This is a genomic window from Mycobacterium sp. AZCC_0083, from assembly GCF_014202335.1.
Lineage (GTDB): Bacteria > Actinomycetota > Actinomycetes > Mycobacteriales > Mycobacteriaceae > Mycobacterium.
Window position 1 is genome coordinate 134,852 of the sequence record NZ_JACHGP010000015.1, and the last position, 19,036, is coordinate 153,887.

A 19,036-nucleotide genomic window follows, 5' to 3' on the forward strand; every position below is an offset into this window, starting at 1 on the left:
CTGCCTCTCCTGCTCGGTGGATCGGTGCGCCTCACCAGCGGTCCGACCTCAACAAAGTATAATAGAGGCATTAATGCAACTGCAAGGGTAGCTGAGTCCTGCCGGCGTACCGAACACTCATCGGGGTTACGACATTGAGTGATGTGGACGAGCTGGACTTGGCGTTGCTCGACGGTTTGCACGTCAACCCTCGTGTCAGTTTCGACGAGCTAGGCCGGGTGCTGGGCGTCTCGGGGGTGACCGCGGCACGGCGGTGGCGCCGACTGGTCGGCGCGGGTCGGGCATGGGTGTCGTCGGCGATCGGACCGGCGCTGCCGTTGGCGGGGGCCTTGATCGAGGCCGACTGCGACCCCGGTCAGGCGCAGGCGGTGGCCGAGGAGTGGGCGGCAGTGCCGCAGGCCGCCAGTGTGCACATCACCACGGGCCGATACAACGTGTACGGGCTCATCGTCGCAGCAGATGAATCGATGCTCGCGAGGCTCGTCGTCGATGTCCTTCCCAGCGTGGTGGGCGTCAGGGCAGTGCAGACCGCAACGATGTTTCGGATGTTCAGTGGCACGTACTGGCGGCTGGGGGCGATCAGCGCACATCAGGCTGCCGATGTGTCACCGCCTGCGGTGGGGCCCGTGCGCCACGTCTTCGACGACTTCGACCGCCAGCTGTATTTGGTTCTGCAGCAGGATGGCCGGTTGAGCTACCGCGAGGTGGCGCTGCGATTGGGGTGCACGGAACTCGCTGCGCGTCGGCGCCTCCAAGTACTCACCCGATCGGGGTTGATGCGCTTTCGCACGGACTTCGCACGGGCGGAAGCCGGCTGGCCAACCAATGTGGTGCTCGTATTGGGACTGCCCGCAGCCACGGCGGCGGCCGAGGTAGGGCGGGTGCTGGTCACCTGGCACGAGGCGCGGGTGTGCGCGGCGATCATCGGCGGTGCCGGACAGCTGTTCGTCACCCTGCAAGTCCACGAGCTCGGCGCCGTCGACGGTGTGGTTGCGCGACTGCGACACACGTTTCCCGGAGTGACCGTGCTGAATTCTCGGGCGGTGCTGCGGCCGGTGAAGTCATTCGGCAGGCTCCTCGACGGCGACGGGCATGCCCGCGATGTGGTGCCGGTCAACCCGTGGTCCGACACCCAGATGACCAAAGCCATCGTCTGATCGGCCAATCAAGCTAGTTTCCTTCAGATCTGCGGGTCCAGTGGTCACGCTGAACAGACTGAACACGTGACCACTTCAACCCCGGCACGGCCTGCGGTGCGGGCGCAGCGCTGTGCACTGGCGGTCGCTGGCATGCGCCGGTCGTTTCTCACAGTGCGGGGTCGCGCCCAAGCGACCCGTCCGGCGCTGTTGGTGATGTTGCACGGCACGCTGCAAACGGGCAGCAGCATACGCGCGTTCGCCGGATACAGCTTCGACGAGCTTGCGGTCGGCGGCGACGTGATCGTCATCTACCCCGACGCAATCGCCCGAGAATGGAACGGCGCGCGCAAGGCGGCGATGTTGTCCAAGCGCTCCAAGTCGGTCGACGACGTCGGATTCATCCGCGCCGTCATCGAGCATGCGATCATCTCCGAACACGTCGATCCCGCACGGGTTTTCGTGGCCGGTTTCTCAGTGGGCGGGCAGATGGCGATCCAGCTCGTCCACGAAATCCCCGAGCTGCTGGCCGGCGCGGCGGTGTTGAGTGCGACGGTGCCGGCACCGGAAAACCTTGTCATCGACCGCGATCCGCGCCTGAGTGTGCCGGTGCTGACCATCCACGGCACCGCCGACCCCGTGGCCCCTTACTCAGGTGGCGCCATCGATTGGCACGGTCACTTCTCCAAGGGTATGCATCTCTCGGCTCCCGACACGGCACGCTATTTCGCCGCCCGCAACGGCATCACCGCCGAGCCCGTCGTCACCGCATTGGCGCACCGGGCCGACCCCGGTAAGGCCACGTCGGTGACCCGCTATGACTACACCGGCCCCGGCGCCGCGTCGGTGCGGTCCTATGCCGTACACGGCGGCGGTCATGTGCTGCACAACCCCACACGTACACCCGTCCAACGCTTTTGGGGTCCGTCGACGCGCGACATCTGCGCTGCCGACGTGGTGGCCAAATTCTTCTCACTTCCATAGCGACAAGACCAAGGAGCATCATGACCCTCACACCGACAACAGCCACCGCACTTGATCCCCTTGTGGCGCTCAATGGCCTACTCAGCGACGTGGGCCTATCCACTGCGGATGCCGGCGGGCAGGTGACGTTCGCGGGCAGTGACCCGATCCTGCCTGCGCGACACCGCATGGGAGCATGCATCGGGATCCCGATCATGGGCAACGCGGTCGCGGCGGCGGCACTACTGCGCCACCGCGGCGGGCCCTCGCAAGCCCTGCACCTCGACCTGCGCCAAGCGGTGCACCACATCAATCCACACAGCTACTGGCATCCCAACCTGGCCGGGCATCTGCCGTCGTTCGTGCTGCCCGACAACCCCTTCCTGGGAGTTCCGTTCGAAACCCGCGACGGACGGAGTGTCATCGCCATGGGCGTGTATCCGCATCTGGCTGCCAAGTGGTCCCGATTCCTCGACATACCACTGGATTTCGCCAAAGTGACCGCAGCGATCGCCCGCCGTGACGCCTTCGAGTTGGAGGACGAAGCCAACAACGCCGGCCTACCGACGTGCGTAGCCCGTACCCCCGACGAATGGCTGAACCATCCGCAAGGCGAGCTGCTGGCGAGTCAGCCCGTCATCGACTTGACCCGCATCGGTGACGCGCCGCCCAGGGACCTGGGACCGGCCGAGCGGGCCTTCGAGGGAGTGCGGGTGCTGTCGTTCACCCACGCCATCTCCGGACCCACCGTGGGACGGGTCCTGGCCGAACAGGGCGCCGACGTGTTGTGCGCCACCCGACCCAACGACTTCGAACACGACTTCATCTACGCCGGGGCCAACATCGGCTCCCGCAGCACCTATCTAGACCTCACCCAAGCCAAGGGCAAGGCCAACGCGGAACGACTCCTGCGCGACGCACACGTCGTGGTGAACAACCACCGCGCAACGAAACTCGAGAAGCTCGGCATCGACCCGCGCCAACTCGCCCGATCCCATGCCAGCCTGGTGCACGTGTCGGTCACTTGCTACGGATCCACCGGACCCTGGTCTACCCGTGGCGGATTCGACATGAACGGCTCAGCGGCCAGCGGGCTGATGACCATCGAAGGCGGCGACGGCCGGCCTAAACTCCCGCCCACCGGCATGATCAACGACTTCATCACCGGGTACATGGGCGCCCTCGGAGCCGCGGCCGGATTGCTCAAACAAGCCACCGAGGGTGGCAGCTGGCACGTCACCGTCAACCTCACCCGCACGCCGATGTGGTATCAAAGCCTCGGTCTGGTCGAACCCGCCGACGCCGGCGTCGACGACGAGCACCGCCTGCACGAGCCCGCGTCCCACGATGCCGCCACACCGCTGGGTCACCTCCACATGCTCGCCCCGGCAGTCACCTTCAGCCATACCCCACCCCGTTGGACGGACCCGGTCCTGGTGCCGAGAGGCTCCAGTCACCCCGAATGGACCAGCCTGAGGAGAAACCCATGACCAGAACGGAACACCGAAACAGACTCAAGGGACGCATATTTCGCATGAACGCACGGAATCTCATCGGCGCGATCGAACGGGTCGGCAACCCCATAATCAACGCCATCACCGTCCCCATTTTGGAGTCCCGCTGGTCATGGTTGCTGGAGCGATTCATCGTCACCATCAGCTACTCCGGCCGACGGTCAGGGAAATACTTCAGTACACCGGTGCTGTACTCCGAGCATGGTGACACCGTCAACATCCGAGTCGCCTCACCAGACAGCAAGAGATGGTGGCGCAACTTCCTCGATGACGGCGCACCCATCACCGTGCATTTCCCCGATGCCACCCGAACCGGGCACGCGACCAGCCGCCGAGGTCACCGCGGATTCGTCATCGTCCACATCGATCTGGACCCAGAGTTTCACGTCGACCGCTGAGTGACGTCGACGACCACCGACACGGTTGGCGGCGACCTGCTCATTCGGGCAGCGTTGCCCACCACAGGTGAATCACCGTCTCTGCCACGTGGTCGAGGGGTGACTCGCTCTTCACGGCCTCGTAGAACGCGCGTTCCGTCACCCACACCAGTGCCCTGCTGAGCGCGGCCGCTCCGTGCGGGCTGTCGTCGTCGATGCACCGGCGCGCACCATCGCCCGTCGCGTCGTTTCCGCGGCTGCCGTGACTGCGGCCAGACGACACAGATCGCTCTCGGCAAGGCGTAACGAAGGATTGCCGGCTACGGCTGCCCCACCACGCCCGTCAGCTTCTGAATCGTCTGGATCTCACTGTTCTGATAGGGCACCCCATCTGGCGTCACGAGATCGCTGAACCACGTCTTCGGAGTCGCCGGGTACGGGTGATCCCAGGAATCCCATGGCAGATAGGTCTGGGTCTTTCCCGCCACCATGCCCCAGGTGTACGCACCGACGTTGTGCCGCTGCGCAATTGGGAGGATTCCTTCGACGGTGCTGCCCAACGGCCGAGCCAGATACTCGGTACACAGAATGGGCCGCCCCAGTGGGGACAGCTCGGCGATCCGCGCCTCGAACTCGTTCGGCTTGCCATAGGAGTGGAAGGTGATCACGTCGGAGTTGTCGAGTTGAATGCCGCTGATCGCGCTGCGGTCGGCTCCCCAGCTGCCCTGCCAGACGCCGCTGGTCAACGGCTGCATGGGACCGACTGCACGCGCCCACTGGAAGACCTGCGGGAGTAGCGCGGCGACGAACTTGACCTTGTCCTTGTTCTCGACGTTGCGATACACCTTTGCGGGATTGTCGGGTTCATTCCACAGGTCCCACCCAAGGACGCGATTGTCATTGCGGAAGAGACTCAACACTCCGGTGACGTAGTCGTACAGCACGCGCTGATAGCCGGGGTCGGCGAGATGTGCAGAGCCCGGGCTCTGCACCCAACCGGAATTGTGCACGCCAGGCGTCGGCGCGCGCTGTGGACCCAACACGGGATTCGGGTCCCAACAGGAGTCGAACAAGACGAAGAGCGGCTTGATGCCGTGACTCGCCGCGATCGCGACGAACTGCGCAAGGCGGCGGGCAAAGCCTTCCTTGTCTTGGGCCCATAGCAAATCGTGGAGAAACACCCGCACGGTGTTGAATCCGATTCGCCGAGCCACGGTCAATTCGCCATCGATGCGGCGGGGCTCATAGGTGGCCGCTTGAAACATCTCGAGCTGATTGATGGCGTTGGCGGGGATGTAGTTCGCACCGACCAGCCAACCTTGCGCTTGATACCAGGCGTTGGCGCGATCAACCGGCCAGCGACCGGCGTCGGCAGAGGCGTGAGGCGCTCGTGCGAGCGTCGCGCCCAATGCCAAGACCAGCGGTAGCTTCAGGGCCGTTCGACGTTGCACTGAGCAACCGTAGAGTTCCCGGGTGCGCCGGTTGGGCCTCCAGGTCGTTTCGAAATCAATGAGATTGGCAATCGTTACCAGCGAACTAACACTTTGCCGTCGGTTTGGTCTCGAACACGATTCAGCATGGCTACACCGGCGGACTCGGTGGTTGGATCGGGCAGGCAAGCCCACGTAGACGACCGCCGGAGGTTGGCACATGCAGGCGGTCGGACCGACGCAGCTCATCGTCCTGCTCGTCGCGGTCGCCATCACCGCCGCAGCATCCGGATTCCTCGGATCGGTCGTGGTGCGACGCAGGAAGCGACGGACACGCGGGGTCTTCGCGCTCGGCTTCCTTTGTGGCGTGACGGCCAGTGCGCTGCTCCGGACTCGGCGTCGTATCCGTCACGCACTCGGACAAGGCGTAGGCGTCCGCTCACGCACGGTTGAGACACGCGGCGACGCTTATCGTTTGGCCGCTCGTGTGCTTGCCCTCGCGGTGACGGCCGGGCGCGACGCCACCCCAATCGTGAACAGGCAGCCGGCCCGCCACCGAAGCAGGTTGGCGGGCCGACCGTAGGAGTTGCGCGTCCTAGCATTCACCGTCCAGCGCTTCGAGAACCCCACCGGTGCACCCCGGCAGGGCATTCCACATACTCGGCAACGGCGCCGGAGCCACCGGTTCGGGGGTGTACGCGCTCGCCCCCGGTGAGCAGTAGTAGGAGTAGGCGAGCTCCCCGTAACAGGGATCAGCCTGCGCGGTTCCTGCACCAGCGAACAGCACGGCCGGTGCCACCGCGGTAGCCGCCGCAGCCCCCAATGCCGCAATCAGCCGCTTGGTCTTGATGTCGTGAGTGGCGTTCATGTCTGTTCTCCCTTTTCTCTGGTTTCTCTGGTCGCAGCCCGGGACGGGCCGCACACAGGTAGGAGTCCGCAAGACACGCAGAAATCACATTTTTTTGCCGAGATTCTGTTTCGTGTGTCGGTCCCGTGAGTTCTGATGCCGAAGAATCTCGATAGCATCACTTAGATTGGTAAGTGATGCTATGATCTCGGGGTGGCATCACTTACAGGCACGGCGATCCGCCACGAAACGCTCAATTGGCCGGCGCCCGTCGAGGCCGGGTACGGACTAGCGGATCTGCGTGCGGCGCAACGCCAAGCGGGTGAGTACCGAGCGGCGATACCTGCGATCATCGCCAACCTGCAGGTCAACTTGCCGGCAGGCGCACTCGCCGATGCCGATGAGGCCAGCCATGAAGTCGCGCGGTTCGACGCGGAGCTGGGAGACGAGATCGCCCCTTTCGCCTCGGTATTGCTTCGATCCGAGTCAGCGGCCAGTTCGAACATCGAGAACCTCACCGCGTCAGCACGCGCCATCGCCGAAGCCGAGGCCCTCGGCAACAGTGGCCGCCGGAACGTTGCCCTGATCGTCAGCAATACGGAGGCGATGAAAGCCGCCGTGGCGTTGGCGGATCAGATCGACGAGGACGCGATCCTGGCCATGCATGCCGCGCTAATGCGCACCAGCGATCCGGATATGGCCGGCAGATGGCGTTCCGAACAGGTGTGGATCGGTGGCGGCGCCTTCGGACCCCGCGGTGCCGACTTCATCGCTCCGCACCACGAGCGGGTTCGGCCCGCCATCGCGGACCTACTCGCATTCGCGCGACGCGGAGACATCCCGACGCTGCCCCAGATCTCCATCGCCCACGCACAATTCGAGACGATCCACCCGTTCACCGACGGCAATGGCCGTACCGGTCGAGCCCTGGTTCAGGCCATGTTGCGCAACAAGCGGCTAACGCGTCAGATCACTGTCCCCGTCTCCGCGGGCCTGCAGTCCAACACTGACGCCTACTTCGAGGCGCTCGGCTCATACCGGGAAGGCGATCCCGCGCCAATCGTCGAACAGCTTTCTGCGGCTTCGATTCTCGCGGTCGTCAACGGTCGTCTCCTCGTTGGTGACCTCCGGTCCATACGCGAGCGATGGAATTCACAGATCAAGGCACGGCGCGACTCCGCCGTTCACCGCGTTGCGGATCTGATGATCAGACAACCCGTGTTCAACGCGCTGACGCTTCAGCGTGAACTCGGGATCACTACCGGCAACGCCCGCAGATACGTTGACCCTCTCGTGGCAGCTGGTGTGATCGTCGAGTTCACCGACCGGACGCGAAACCGCGCCTGGCGCGCACCAGACGTCCTTGGGGCACTCGACGCATTTGCCGAACGCGCCGGACGGCGGAACCTCACCAGTTGAGCAGCGCTACAGGTGCACTACTTCGAGAACCGGGGCCCTGGCGACGTGAAAATCGTGATCATTCAGAACACGAGTGCACCCGAACACAAGGACAACATCGGCATGGGCGAGTCCCTCAGCGCGCTTCCACCCCGGGTGTTGTCTGCGGTCTTCGGCGTTCCCGAAACGACGTTCAAACCCTTCAAGAAGATCGACAAGGCGATCGTCATCCTGAGCTCCCCTAAGACAGCGCGTCGATGCGCACGACGGCAGCTCGGCCGTCCTCCTTCACGCGAAGCGTGCCGGCGGCCGCGAGAAGGACGGCGTCGAATTGGTCCAGGTTCACCGCGCCACTCGGCAGTTGCACCTCGGCTTCGCCCTTCAGCGAGATCACGTAGACGATCGAATCGCCCGGCGCGGCCAGCGTTTCCGACCCGGTGCAGACGTCGACGGTCGCCGCGCACACACCGCGCCGGGTCATCACGTTGAAATCGCGTGTCGGCTCGATGACTTCGCATTCCGTAACGGCCTCGCCCGCGAACGGCAGCGGACGAAACGGGCCAAGCGTGTGCTCGCGCCCATCGACGGTCAACCGCAGGCCAGGCCCGTCGGTCAATATGATCACACGATCCACCCCTAGCAGCTTGGAGAATGCTCCGCTGGCGGATACGTCGGCGACGCTCAGGCGCCAGTGGTAGTCCGTGGAACCCTCGTCGAACTGACCCTTCGCGATAACGCGCGTCACTCCCCCGCCGTTGGCCCACGGTTCCGGTGTGCACTCGGCGAAGCGGACGAGATGTGGAGCAGTCGAAGTAGCCATGATGCATTCTCTCCCCTTCACGGAGGTCGGGGCTAACCGCCGGCCAAGTATCGGGACAAGAATTCCGCCGCGCGGTCGAGCGCACGCCCTGCGTCAATGACGCCGCCGCGGCCAAGCCATCAACCACTGCCTCCAAACCATCGCAGGACCATGAAACCACAAGACCCACAACCAATTACGGTTCAACTCCTAGTAGGCGGCGTGGCTCTGGCGTGTGAGGCGGCGCAGACCGCTGAAGCCTTACTGCTCAGCCTCCCGACCCCGTCCGGCCACAAGTGGAGCCGCTCGGCACGGCGATGTGCGGGCATTGCGGCGGCGCGGGCGCTGGCGACGTCGGCGTAGGAGTCGGTGTGGGGCAGGACTCGTCACCGCTAACCGTGCTTCCGTCGGCGCAGTGTTTGCCCGGCGGTTGCTTTGGACGCTGCGGCCGCGGGGCATCCTGAGACGCCGAGGGCCGGGTGGTCGGTGCGGAGTGAGTCGTTGGCGGAGCTGCAGACGCGTGCGGAGCCGCCGTGGCTGCGGGCGCCTCGGACGGGGCCTGCAGACCAGGCGCAGGCCCCGGCACGGTCGTGTCAGGAACGTTCGTGTCCGGAGTGCTTCCGCCGGCAGGTCCGCCCGAGGGTGGCATCGGCGGATTCAGTTCCGGCGTCGAGACATTCGGCTGCATTGGCGGCGCCTGCGATTCGGGCGCGGAAGTATTCGGTGCTACCGATGTCGAGAGGGTGGACACGGACTGGGGAATCTGGACCGAAGGGTTCTGCACATCGCGCAGAGCAGGCAAGCCGACCGTCACACCCAGTACTACCGCCGGAATGGCGACGAATGCCGCAGCCCACATCACGAATCGGCCGGTCAGCATGGAGAGGCGGGCGGTACCGTGCGCGGCCGTTCCGACGGCGCCTGTGGCGGTGGTGGGGGCGAGTTGCACCTGAGTCAACGTGTTTTCGCGCAGCCAGTAAGGGGCAGGCACGAACACTGCCGACGAGCCCAGCAGAGCCCTCGGGTTGACGAGCCTGCCGCGCTCCTCGTCGCAGTTCGGGCAGGACTCGATGTGACGTGAAACCCGCTTGCGCAGCAGGATGGTGAACTGCCCATCCCAGCCCGCGACGATCGCCGCCATCTCCGGGCAGCGGTTGTGCCCGGAGTCGGCTTGGCGGACGACCAGTAGTGCGCCCAAGGACTTTTCGACCGTATCGCGGAGCCGCTGCACCATCTTCTTGGCGGACTCGTTGCTGACGTCAAGCGCCTGTGCGAGTTCCGCACCGGTCAGGCCGTGTCGGTAGGCCAGATTCAGAACTTCACGGTCCCGGTCGGAGAGCCCGCCCTCTGCCTGGGCGACCAGTTCGGCAAGTTCGTTGCGTGCGGCTAGCACGTCGGGGCCGGCATCTGCGGACGGTTCTTCGGGTAACTCATCGGACGTCAGTTCACGTTTACGGGCGCGCAGCGCCCGCAGCGCCTGGTGCCGGACGACCGAATACAGCCAGGGACGCAGCTTCTCGGGATCCCGCAGTGTCGACAGAGCGACCGCCGCCTGGCAGAACGCCTCCTGGACGCAGTCGGCGGCATCACTGGCACCCACCATGCCGACACAGAAGTCGTAGAGCCGGTCGGCGTAGCGGTCGTAGATGCCGGCAAAGGCCGCGCGGTCACCCGCGATGGCGGCACCGACGAGGTCGGCGTCGCCCGCCACGTTCCAATCGATCTGCACGGACATCGACGTTGGTCTCCAAACAGCAGGTCAGAGGGCCTCGGGCGCGGCTCACACGCAGGCCGCGCGGCCAAGGTCGGCTTTGGCTTCAGTCGAAATACGATCTTGAAGCCCGATCGGTTCAATGCCTTCAGGCCGGTCGAGCTATCGACCGACCCCATTTGTCGAGTTCGCATCCGCATGTAGGGCACGTGTAGCCGCCCCACAACGCCTGCTCGCGAGAGTTGGGCATCCGCACCGGCCCCATCACGACTCCGCAGGACGGACATTCGACGCGGTGGAGATTGACCCCCCACCTGTTCTTGGCGATCGTCCCGTGGATCACCAGCACGATGCCCACGGCAAGTCCAACGAGAAACGCAATGCCGAAGCACGTTTCGACGTTCATTGGCCACTCCTCTTGTTTGTTCCACATTCGGTACGCATGGTGGTTACTCGGGCGTGCGAGCGCCCCGGGGAGTGCGGCGACGCCGGCCCCCGGGGCGATCACATTGCTCAGAAGCGGGTCGTGACTTGGGTTTTGGTGTTGTTGTCGCAGGTGATGGTCACGCTCCGGTCCCGGAATCTTGGGATGGCCGGAATGATCCTGAGGTTGAACGTCGAGTTGGCCGCCAGCGCGAAGCCACGGTTGGTGTCGTCCATCGCGTAGGTGCACTGCGAAGCGACGCCGCTGCGGTCGGTGATGTCGGCCTCCAGTCCGCCCAAGATCGGTTTGAAGGAGACCGTCGGACCCAGCTTTGGCGCCGGCGGAGCCGAGGGCGGGGGCGGCGGGGGCAACGTGTCGCCGTTGGAGCATCCTGCCGCCACGACGCGCACACCCTGCTTGTTCTGCAGCTTGGCCCTGGCGTTCTCCCCAGCCTTTCGCAGCGTGATGTCGGTGCCTCCGACCATTTCGCCGAAGTCGTTGGAGGCGGCGGCGGCGCACCCGCCCTGCTTGACGGCCTCGACCACGCACTGGTGGCCGCCCTTGTTCACGCAGTCGGTGAGCGCGGCTTGATAGGCCTGATTCTGGTCGGCCGCGATTCCAAGACCGCCGACCGTGTTCACCGGAGGCGCGTCGTTGAGCAGCCCGACGGCCGCAGCGACGAAGCCGTCATTCGCGGCGCTGGCAGGAGCGGCTGCGCCGAGCAATCCGCTGACACCCGCACTGGCCGTCACGAGCAGAACGCCCGCCATGATCCGCGCGCGCCGTTTCGAAGTGTTGATGCTGGTCACGATGTAGTCCTCCGTGTTTGGTGGGCCCGGTTGGGCCACCTTCACTGGGTAAGGGCAACCAGCCATTGGAGTGGGGACACTTTTCAGGGAGGACTTCTGGCTATCGCGGGGAGCCGGGCCGTGATGGCCACTGAATGCGGTCGGCCCGCCACCCAAGTTGGGTGACGGGCCGACCTCGGCTGCGTCTCTTAGCAAGAACCGTCCAGGGCTTCGAGAACCCCACCGGTGCACCCAGGCAGTGCGGTCCACAAGCTCGGCGCGGGAGCCGGAGCTACCGGTTCGGGGTTGTACGCACCAGCCCCCGGTGAGCAGTAGTAGGAGTAGGCAAGATCCCCGTAACAGGGATCGTCGGCGTGCGCGGTTCCTGCACCGGCGAACAGCAGCGCGGGTGTCGCCGCGGCGGCCGCCGCAACCCCCAATGCTGCAAGGAACCGCTTCGACTGGACGTTGTGGGTGATGGTCATGACTGTGTTCCCTCTCCTCTGATCGCAACCCGGGACGGGCCACTGACACGGGTAAGGGCACACAACACCCACGGAGGGGACAGTTTTTTGGAACTCAGTCGGTGATGCACTCCAGATAGAAGTAGAGGTGGGAATGGGCCAACCAATCTGGGCGGCAACTCATTACGGCGGATAAACCTGCTTGACGCTGCCATCGGGGTTGACTTGCATGTACCCGGTGCCGGCCTCGGCCGAATGGATGGCCAACTCCAAGCCACCGCCGTCGACCCCCTCGACGATCAGGTAGGTCTCACTGCCGTCAGTTGCTCCGAGGGTCGGAGGCGCACTGGCCAGCGTCGCGGCCACCGCGTCAGCATTGAACGCGCTCAGGTCGGCGAGCACGTTGAAGCTGGACGTCGTCGTGTCCGACCCCCAACCGCTCCACTGTCCGTCGCGGTACATGAAGTCCTGTTCGACGTGGCTGTTCTTGGGGCTGACGCGCTCGGTGATCGCATAGTCGGGGTAGACGACCAACTGGAATCCCATGGTGTCCCCGAACTTGCTGCGGAAGGTGTCCAGCAGGCTGGCCAGCCCCTCGGCGGTTTGCAGCTGTCCGGGCCCCTTAGGCGTCGACGTCGGTGCGGACGTGCTCGGATCGGACGAGCTCGTTCCCGGCGCCGACGGCTTCGTACTCGACCCGGACGGCAGCCGCTGTTCGGTTGGCTGAGCCCTCGTGGTCGGGCGACTATCTGAGCTCCCGTCGGGCCAAATGATGACGACGACGACGGCCACGACGATGACGACGACCGTCACGAGGGCCAACAGAATCCAGACGGCCGCGTTCTGCCACCACGCAGATGGCGCCTGTGACTGTTGGGCATTCGGCATCGGGGGCGGTGACCACGCCGGGGGGCCGGCAGGTGTCTGGTACTGGGTGGCCGCGTGCGGCGGCGGGGCGCTCGGTCCCGTGACGGGGTACGGAGCCGGTGTCGACCAGCTGGGCGTCGGCGGCGGGCCGAATGGTGGAGGCGGTGGCTGGCTGGGCGGTATCGGCGCGGTGAGGGCGGCGCGGGCGGCGAGCGCCAGATCCTTGGTCGTCTGATAGCGCTGGTCCGGACTCTTGGCCATCCCGGTCGCGATGACCTGGTCCATCTGTGGCGAGATCCCGGGCTGCATCGTCGACGGCCGTGGCGGCGGCTGTGTCAGGTGGCTGCTGATCTGGCGTTCCACACTCTCGCCAGGAAACGGCTGCACCCCGGTGAGGCATTCGTGCAGAACACACGTCAGCGCGTAGATGTCGGCGCGCGCGTCATCACGGTCGGTGGTGAATCGCTCGGGCGCCATGTAGGCCAAGGTGCCGATGGTGGCGCCGGTGCTGGTGAGCTTGGTCGCCTCGGCAGCACGGGCGATCCCGAAGTCGATGAGGTACGCGAAGTCGTCCTCTGTCACCAGGATGTTCGATGGTTTGACGTCGCGGTGCACCAGTCCGATGCGGTGGGCTGCGCCGAGGGCGGCGGCGATCTGTTCGACGATCGAGACGGCGCGTTGGGGGGTCACCGGGCCGTCGGCAACCAATTCATTGATGGTCTTGCCGTCGATCAGCCGCATCGTCACGTAGAGGCGCCCGTCGACCTCGCCGAAGTCGTGGATCGGGACGATGTGGGGCTCATCCAGGCTGGCCGCTGCCTGCGCCTCCCGGCGGAACCGGGCCTGATACTGCGCATCGTCGGCGAGGTTCGCGGGTAGCACCTTCAAGGCGACGACCCGGTTCATGGCGGTGTCGAATGCTCGCCACACTTCGCCCATGCCGCCACGGCCAAGCAGCTCTATCAGCCGATACCGGCCGAACGGTTTCCCCTCCACCGGCTAACCATAAAGGGGATTCGAATCCCTGACCCCAGCTCTACGCAGTCTGCGTCGGCGTGCCCGACATCGAGCGATCGGGACGGGAGATATCCAACGCGCTACCCAGCCACCGGTGCAGCACCGTCATCCAGCCTTCGCGGTCGGATGAGTCCCCCACCCACGCGATGTAGCCGTCGGGACGGACCAGAACGGCAGGACCTGCCTCGGCCCGTTCAGCCTCGACCAGACCGCCTACGCCCACCGATTCCGCCCCGGCCTCCCGGATCAGCACGAACCTCGCTGACCGCTGAAGGTGCGTCAACTTTGCTTGCAGGAGCGGGATTTCGGTGGCACGGGTACCGACGAGCCGGTCTTGCCCACGTTCGTGGGGGTAGCGCAGCTCGGTACCCGCGAAACTTCCTGCAATCGTGTCGCGTACGCGTGGCCGGCGAAGCAGCCTCGGCGCGATCAGGTTTCGCATCCCGCGGGCGATCCGCGGACGCAGCGTCACGCCGCGCGCCATCAGACCGGATTGGACCAACACCCGCTTGCCGATCGGATGGCGTTCAGCGTGGTAGGTGTCGAGGACGTCGTCGGGTGCGCCTGCGAAGACCGCATCGATCTTCCACGCCAGATTGGCCGCGTCCTGGATGCCGGTGTTCATGCCCTGGCCGCCCATCGGAGAGTGCACGTGCGCGGCGTCACCGGCGAGAAACACCCGGCCGTAACGGTATTGGGCGACCTGGCGCTCATCACAGTGGAACCGCGACAACCAGCCGACCTCGCGCACGCCGACATCGCGTCCCATCGCCCGGTTCAGCACGTCGATCACTTCGGTGGGATCCACGGGCTCGGTGTCGGGCACCTGGTGGCTGCGCTCCCACACCATCGTCCGATACCACTCGCCATCGTCATCGCCTCGTCCGTACGGTGCGAGGAAGGCAAACCGTTCGCGACTGCTGGCGAGGGTGAGCCCGCCGTCGCCTGCGCCATCGGCGAGTTTGACGTCCGCCAGCACGATCGACGACAGGATGGTCTTCCCAGGGAAGTCCACCCCGATCAGGTCTCGCACGGTGCTGTGCGCGCCGTCGGCACCGATCACGTAGTCCGCCCGCCACGTCGCGCGATGATCCGGATCGTCGTCGTCCTTGGGTCGCGCGGTGACGGTGACGCCGTCGGAATCCTGTTCCAGTGCCACGATTTCGACACCGCGCAGAATGTCGGCGCCCTGGGAGGTGGCGTAGCCGGCGAGTGCTTGGTCGACGTTGGTCTGCGGTGTGACCGCGACGAACGGGAATTCCGAACGCAGGTGTGTCAGATCGATTCGGGCACCGGCGAAGATGGAGACGCCCGGTGCGTGGTGCGACTTGGCGAGGACGTCATCGGCAAGACCGCGGGCGTCGAGAACCTCCAGTGTCCGGGCCATCGTGGCGAAGGCCCGGCTGGACGGGTTCACGTTCGGCCAGCGTTCGAGCACGACGACCGATCGGCCGCAGCGGGCCAGGTCTCCGGCCGCGGTCAATCCAGTAGGTCCGGCACCGATGACGAGGACGTCGACGCGCTGTGGAGTGGTCATGATCAGCGCGCCGGGATTGGATCGGCCGGATTCGGATACCAGCGGCGGATGTCGTCGGGCGTCGAGGTGGGCGAGTAGTTGAACACGAACCGGCAGTGGGGATTGGCGCTGTGCGCCGCGTTGACGATCGCCTCGAACAGCAGCGTGTTGGTCGCGACCAGACGCACGCCTGCGCCGATGAGTACGGCGTCGTAGCGCTTGGCGCCCAGCCAGATGCGGGCCTTCTCGACCCCTGCCTCGCCGAAGTCGATGAGGCAGTTGTCGACGTCGTATCCGGCTGCCCGTAGCCCGGTCACGTTGTCGCTGTTCGCCTTGGCCAGCTTCTCCCGCGTCAGGCCTCTGAACTGGGCGAAGTCAGCCGATTCGACATCGATGACGTCGGGATGGAGTCCGATCTGGATTGCGGTGACGGTCATGTCGCGCTCCCTCAGTTCAACGCTTGTTGAACTGAGGTTAAGACCGTTCCAGGACGTTGTCAACAGTTGTTGAATAGACTGCGCGCATGGCTTCAAGAACACGGGATCCGGCGGCAACGAAGGCCGCCATCTTGGCTGCCGCGAGGATGCAGTTCGGACAGAATGGTTTCGAGAGGACGACGATCCGGTCGGTTGCGTCGGCGGCGGGTGTCGACCCGGCACTGGTGATGCACTACTTCGCGAACAAGGACACCCTCTTCGGCGAGGTCTCGCGCCTCGACATTTCGCCTCCGGACCTGTCCAGAGTCGAGCCAGAGGACGTGGCCGAGGTCATGTTGCCGTTGTTCGCCGAGGTGTGGGGACCCGACGGCCCGTTCCTGCCACTGCTGCGTGCCGCCTCGTCAAGCCCGGCGGCGGCGGAGGCCCTCCTCGACGTGTTCGCCCGGCAAGTAGCGCCGGCATTGGCCAAGGTCGCGATCGACCGGCCCGCCGAGCGGGCCGCACTGATCGGATCGCAGTTGCTGGGCATCGCGGTCGGCCGCTACATCATTGGCATTCCGCCGCTCGTCGCGATGGATGACCAAACACTGGCGCTCTGGCTCAAACCCGTTCTGACGCATTACCTCACCGATCCGGTACCGGAGAAGACCTAGGGAGGGACGAGCCGCCCCGACCCCGGCGCCTTGTTGCCGCTCTTCCGGTGACTTGGCCGAGCACGGCACCCGTCACCGGCGTTCTCCTGGCCGCACGACCGGTCTAGATGCCGGCAGACGCGTCAATCCAACGAGCGGCCCGGCTAAAGCGCCCCGGTGATATACGCAGCCCGGCAGGCACGGCGGGCGAGCTTGCCACTGGTGGTACGAGGAATGACCCCTGCAGCGACGAGCCGAAAATCGGCGGTGGCGAGGCCGTGCTGTCGCGAAAGGGCCGCACGGACGGTGTCGGCCACCGGGCTCAACTCGGTCCGGCCGGCGCCAGTGCCGCGCTCGGCCACGATCACCAGCTGCTCCCCCGAGGAGGTGGCCATCCCAAGCGGCAGATCGGCGGCCGCCACGGTGAACGCCGCCACGAACCCACTGCGGATCGCCGGCGAGCACGCCGAGACCGTCGCCTCGATGTCCTGCGGGTAGTGGTTGCGGCCGTCGATGATGACCAGGTCCTTGACACGCCCGGTGATGTACAGCTCACCGGCGAGGTAGACGCCGAGATCCCCGGTCCGCATCCAGAGTCCTTCGGCTGCAACTCCTTCGGCGTGGCTGCCCGATGCCAATGCGACTTGCAGCTTGTTGCGGAACACCAGGTCGGTCTCGTCGTCGCGGCCCCAGTAGCCGCGGCCGACGTTGTCGCCATGCAACCAGATCTCGCCGACGCTGCCGTCGGGAAGCTCGGTGCCGCGCCCGGAGTCGACGATGACCCCCCACTGGCTGGAGAGGACCTGCCCGCACGACACCACCTGTACAGCATTGGGATGCTCGGGCGATACCGGCACCGCCAGGTCCTCGGCCAGGCGGTCCCGGTCCAGCGCGACCGCAGTCGCCTGCGCGTTGGGGGCGATGCTGGCGACCGACAGGGTGGCCTCGGCCATCCCGTAGGAAGGTTTGATCGCCGTGGGCGGCAACCCGTAGGGGCCGAACGCCGCATTGAACCGGTCGATCGCGGCCATGGTGACCGGCTCGGATCCGTTGAGTAGGCCAACGACATTCGAGAGGTCCAGGGTCTCCCCCTCGGCCGGCAGTCCCCGCTGGGCAGCGAGTTCGAAGGCGAAGTTCGGCGCGGCCGCGAACGTTCGCCCGTGCGCGGATTCCGCTGCAAGAGCAGCGATCCACCGATGCGGACGCCGCACGAACGCTATCGGCGACATCAGGGTGATGTGGCCGCCACACAACGCGGGGAACATGATCATCACCAGCCCCATGTCGTGGTAGAGCGGTAGCCAACTGACGCTGCGGATGTTGGTGTCCAGTCCGCCGGCGATGATCATCTGCAAGACATTGGTGCACACGGCGCGGTGGGTGATCTCGACACCGGCGGGCACTCGGGTGGACCCCGAGGTGTACTGCAGGTACGCGATGTCATCGGTATCGATGGCGGCCGGGACGAACGTCACTCCCACCGAATCGGGTACCGCGTCGACGGCGATGACCCGAGGGCGACGCTGACGCGGAAGTTTGCGCAGAACATCGGTGACCGACTCCGCAACGGCGGTCGTCGTGAGAACGACAGCGGGAGTGGCGTCGGCAAGTACCGCCTCGAGCCGCTCGACGTGTCCTGGCAGTTCCGGGGCGAACAGCGGAACGGCGATATTGCCTGCGCCGATGGCGGCGAAGAAACTGACGACGTAGTCGATGCCTTGCGGGGCGAGTATCGCTACGCGGTCACCGGGCCGACTGAGTTGCTGCAACCGGGCACCGATCGCACGCATCCTGGCTCCGAGCTCAGTCCAGGTCAATTCAACTGCGACAGCGCTTTGCCCACGGCTGTAGTCCAGATAGCGGTACGACACACTGTCGCCGAGCTCCGCGATATTGCGGTGGAGACTCGTCATCAGCGTGATGCCCTCGGGCAGCGCGATGTTGCCCGCGCTGTCGAGGTAATTCTCGACCGTCAGTTCCGCGGCATGACTGTAAACAAGGGGATCCCGACCCATCAAACCAATGTATTAGATCGACTAAGAGTTAGATGGACTCAACTATGTGGGTCCGGTCACGGCCAGGTCCACAGGGTGACGCGGATCGCAGCGGCAGTGGGCAACCCGTTCAGGAACGTCGGTCGGCCACTGCGACCGTGGCGAGCAGAGTGTCGACGAGTTCGTCGGCGGTGGTGTGCCACTTGTCGGTGGTCAGGAGGCCACTCGATTCCAGGCCCGCGGCACCGTGCGCCCCGGTCAAGAGGACGGCGGCATAGCGCGCAGCGTCCTGTTCGCCAACGACGGCCGCGACGATGGTGAGGAACTCGTCGCACATGCGCTCCGCCGCCCGGGCCACCGCGGTCGGGTCGCCTGCCGGTGTGGTGAACATCAGTTGGTAGAGGTGGGGCTGCTGGCGGCTGATGGTGATGACGCCGGTGAGCGCCGCGCGCATCCTGTCGGCGGGTAGCAGCCGCCGATCTCCCTGCAGCTCGCGCATGTGATCTGCGAGGCGCTCCCAACTCTCGGCAGCGATCGCGGTGAGCAGGCTCTGCTTGTCGCAGAAGTGCCGGTACGGCGCGCCGCGGCTGACGCCGGCACGTGCACCCACCTCGCGCAACGTCACGGCGTCGGGGCCTCCGCGGTCGAGCAGCGCGGCAGCCTGGTCGAGCAGGGCACGGCGCGTGGCGGCCGCCGACTCGATGCGCTTCACGATTCCTCCG

20 protein-coding genes are annotated in these 19,036 nt (G+C 65.6%); 6 read left to right on the top strand and 14 right to left on the bottom strand.

Features of this window, described 5'->3' with window-relative positions; translation table 11 throughout:
• The first annotated feature begins 143 nt into the window (after window positions 1-143).
• The 4 genes from HNP02_RS31485 (at window position 144) to HNP02_RS31500 (ending at window position 4,011) form a co-directional block, all read left to right on the top strand.
• Window positions 144-1,157 (top strand): Lrp/AsnC family transcriptional regulator, encoded by a 1,014-nt coding sequence (locus tag HNP02_RS31485; RefSeq protein WP_184444574.1) that lies wholly within the window; start codon window positions 144-146, stop codon window positions 1,155-1,157.
• Between the two features lie 66 nt (window positions 1,158-1,223).
• Entirely contained in the window at window positions 1,224-2,120 is an 897-nt protein-coding gene (locus HNP02_RS31490) for a PHB depolymerase family esterase (RefSeq protein WP_184444575.1), read from the top strand.
• A gap of 20 nt (window positions 2,121-2,140) precedes the next feature.
• On the top strand, window positions 2,141-3,589 hold the full coding sequence (locus HNP02_RS31495) for a CoA transferase (RefSeq protein WP_184444576.1): 1,449 nt from the start codon (window positions 2,141-2,143) through the stop codon (window positions 3,587-3,589).
• Between the two features lie 44 nt (window positions 3,590-3,633).
• Window positions 3,634-4,011, top strand: a complete 378-nt coding sequence (locus HNP02_RS31500) for a hypothetical protein (RefSeq protein ID WP_184444577.1) — start codon at window positions 3,634-3,636, stop codon at window positions 4,009-4,011.
• A gap of 40 nt (window positions 4,012-4,051) precedes the next feature.
• On the opposite strand, the gene HNP02_RS31505 is transcribed toward HNP02_RS31500, so the two are convergent.
• The 3 genes from HNP02_RS31505 to HNP02_RS31515 all read right to left on the bottom strand — a co-directional run bounded on the left by HNP02_RS31505 (window position 4,052) and on the right by HNP02_RS31515 (window position 6,288).
• On the bottom strand, window positions 4,052-4,273 hold the full coding sequence (locus HNP02_RS31505; RefSeq protein ID WP_184444578.1) for a hypothetical protein: 222 nt from the start codon (window positions 4,271-4,273) through the stop codon (window positions 4,052-4,054).
• Window positions 4,274-4,310: 37 nt separating this feature from the next.
• Window positions 4,311-5,441 carry a cellulase family glycosylhydrolase gene (locus HNP02_RS31510; protein ID WP_184444579.1) on the bottom strand — a complete coding sequence of 377 codons (1,131 nt, stop codon included), beginning with the start codon at window positions 5,439-5,441 and terminating at the stop codon, window positions 4,311-4,313.
• A 574-nt stretch (window positions 5,442-6,015) separates the two neighbouring features.
• Window positions 6,016-6,288, bottom strand: a complete 273-nt coding sequence (locus HNP02_RS31515) for a hypothetical protein (protein ID WP_184444580.1) — start codon at window positions 6,286-6,288, stop codon at window positions 6,016-6,018.
• Window positions 6,289-6,480: 192 nt separating this feature from the next.
• Here HNP02_RS31515 and HNP02_RS31520 point away from each other — a divergent pair, with 192 nt between their 5' ends.
• Window positions 6,481-7,686: a Fic family protein gene (locus tag HNP02_RS31520; RefSeq protein WP_184444581.1), complete on the top strand. Its 1,206-nt coding sequence runs from the start codon at window positions 6,481-6,483 to the stop codon at window positions 7,684-7,686.
• Between the two features lie 62 nt (window positions 7,687-7,748).
• Here the strand turns inward: HNP02_RS31520 and HNP02_RS31525 are convergent, their stop codons facing one another.
• The 9 genes from HNP02_RS31525 to HNP02_RS31565 all read right to left on the bottom strand — a co-directional run bounded on the left by HNP02_RS31525 (window position 7,749) and on the right by HNP02_RS31565 (window position 15,688).
• Complete coding sequence (locus tag HNP02_RS31525; RefSeq protein ID WP_184444582.1) at window positions 7,749-7,895, bottom strand: hypothetical protein; 147 nt, start codon at window positions 7,893-7,895, stop codon at window positions 7,749-7,751.
• 11 nt (window positions 7,896-7,906) lie between these two features.
• The gene (locus HNP02_RS31530) at window positions 7,907-8,485 is read right to left on the bottom strand and encodes a HutD family protein (RefSeq protein WP_184444583.1); all 579 of its coding nucleotides are present in this window, start codon (window positions 8,483-8,485) and stop codon (window positions 7,907-7,909) included.
• Window positions 8,486-8,732: 247 nt separating this feature from the next.
• A complete protein-coding gene (locus HNP02_RS31535) occupies window positions 8,733-10,199 on the bottom strand; it encodes a sigma-70 family RNA polymerase sigma factor (RefSeq protein ID WP_184444584.1) in 1,467 nt (488 codons plus the stop codon).
• Window positions 10,200-10,323: 124 nt separating this feature from the next.
• Complete coding sequence (locus HNP02_RS31540) at window positions 10,324-10,581, bottom strand: hypothetical protein (RefSeq protein ID WP_184444585.1); 258 nt, start codon at window positions 10,579-10,581, stop codon at window positions 10,324-10,326.
• A gap of 107 nt (window positions 10,582-10,688) precedes the next feature.
• Complete coding sequence (locus HNP02_RS31545; RefSeq protein ID WP_184444586.1) at window positions 10,689-11,408, bottom strand: DUF4189 domain-containing protein; 720 nt, start codon at window positions 11,406-11,408, stop codon at window positions 10,689-10,691.
• Between the two features lie 188 nt (window positions 11,409-11,596).
• Window positions 11,597-11,872 (bottom strand): hypothetical protein, encoded by a 276-nt coding sequence (locus tag HNP02_RS31550; protein WP_184444587.1) that lies wholly within the window; start codon window positions 11,870-11,872, stop codon window positions 11,597-11,599.
• 162 nt (window positions 11,873-12,034) lie between these two features.
• The gene (locus HNP02_RS31555) at window positions 12,035-13,714 is read right to left on the bottom strand and encodes a serine/threonine-protein kinase (protein WP_184444588.1); all 1,680 of its coding nucleotides are present in this window, start codon (window positions 13,712-13,714) and stop codon (window positions 12,035-12,037) included.
• A gap of 40 nt (window positions 13,715-13,754) precedes the next feature.
• Window positions 13,755-15,272, bottom strand: a complete 1,518-nt coding sequence (locus HNP02_RS31560; RefSeq protein ID WP_184444589.1) for an FAD-dependent monooxygenase — start codon at window positions 15,270-15,272, stop codon at window positions 13,755-13,757.
• A gap of 2 nt (window positions 15,273-15,274) precedes the next feature.
• The gene (locus HNP02_RS31565; RefSeq protein WP_184444590.1) at window positions 15,275-15,688 is read right to left on the bottom strand and encodes a hypothetical protein; all 414 of its coding nucleotides are present in this window, start codon (window positions 15,686-15,688) and stop codon (window positions 15,275-15,277) included.
• Window positions 15,689-15,774: 86 nt separating this feature from the next.
• Between HNP02_RS31565 and HNP02_RS31570 the strand changes: the two genes are divergently transcribed.
• Entirely contained in the window at window positions 15,775-16,341 is a 567-nt protein-coding gene (locus HNP02_RS31570; protein ID WP_184444591.1) for a TetR family transcriptional regulator, read from the top strand.
• A gap of 143 nt (window positions 16,342-16,484) precedes the next feature.
• Here HNP02_RS31570 and HNP02_RS31575 read toward each other — a convergent pair whose 3' ends face one another.
• Both HNP02_RS31575 and HNP02_RS31580 read right to left on the bottom strand, forming a co-directional pair.
• Window positions 16,485-18,335, bottom strand: coding sequence for a fatty acyl-AMP ligase (locus tag HNP02_RS31575; protein WP_184444592.1), 1,851 nt, complete (start codon window positions 18,333-18,335; stop codon window positions 16,485-16,487).
• Window positions 18,336-18,444: 109 nt separating this feature from the next.
• Entirely contained in the window at window positions 18,445-19,026 is a 582-nt protein-coding gene (locus HNP02_RS31580; RefSeq protein ID WP_184444593.1) for a TetR/AcrR family transcriptional regulator, read from the bottom strand.
• Window positions 19,027-19,036 lie beyond the last annotated feature (10 nt).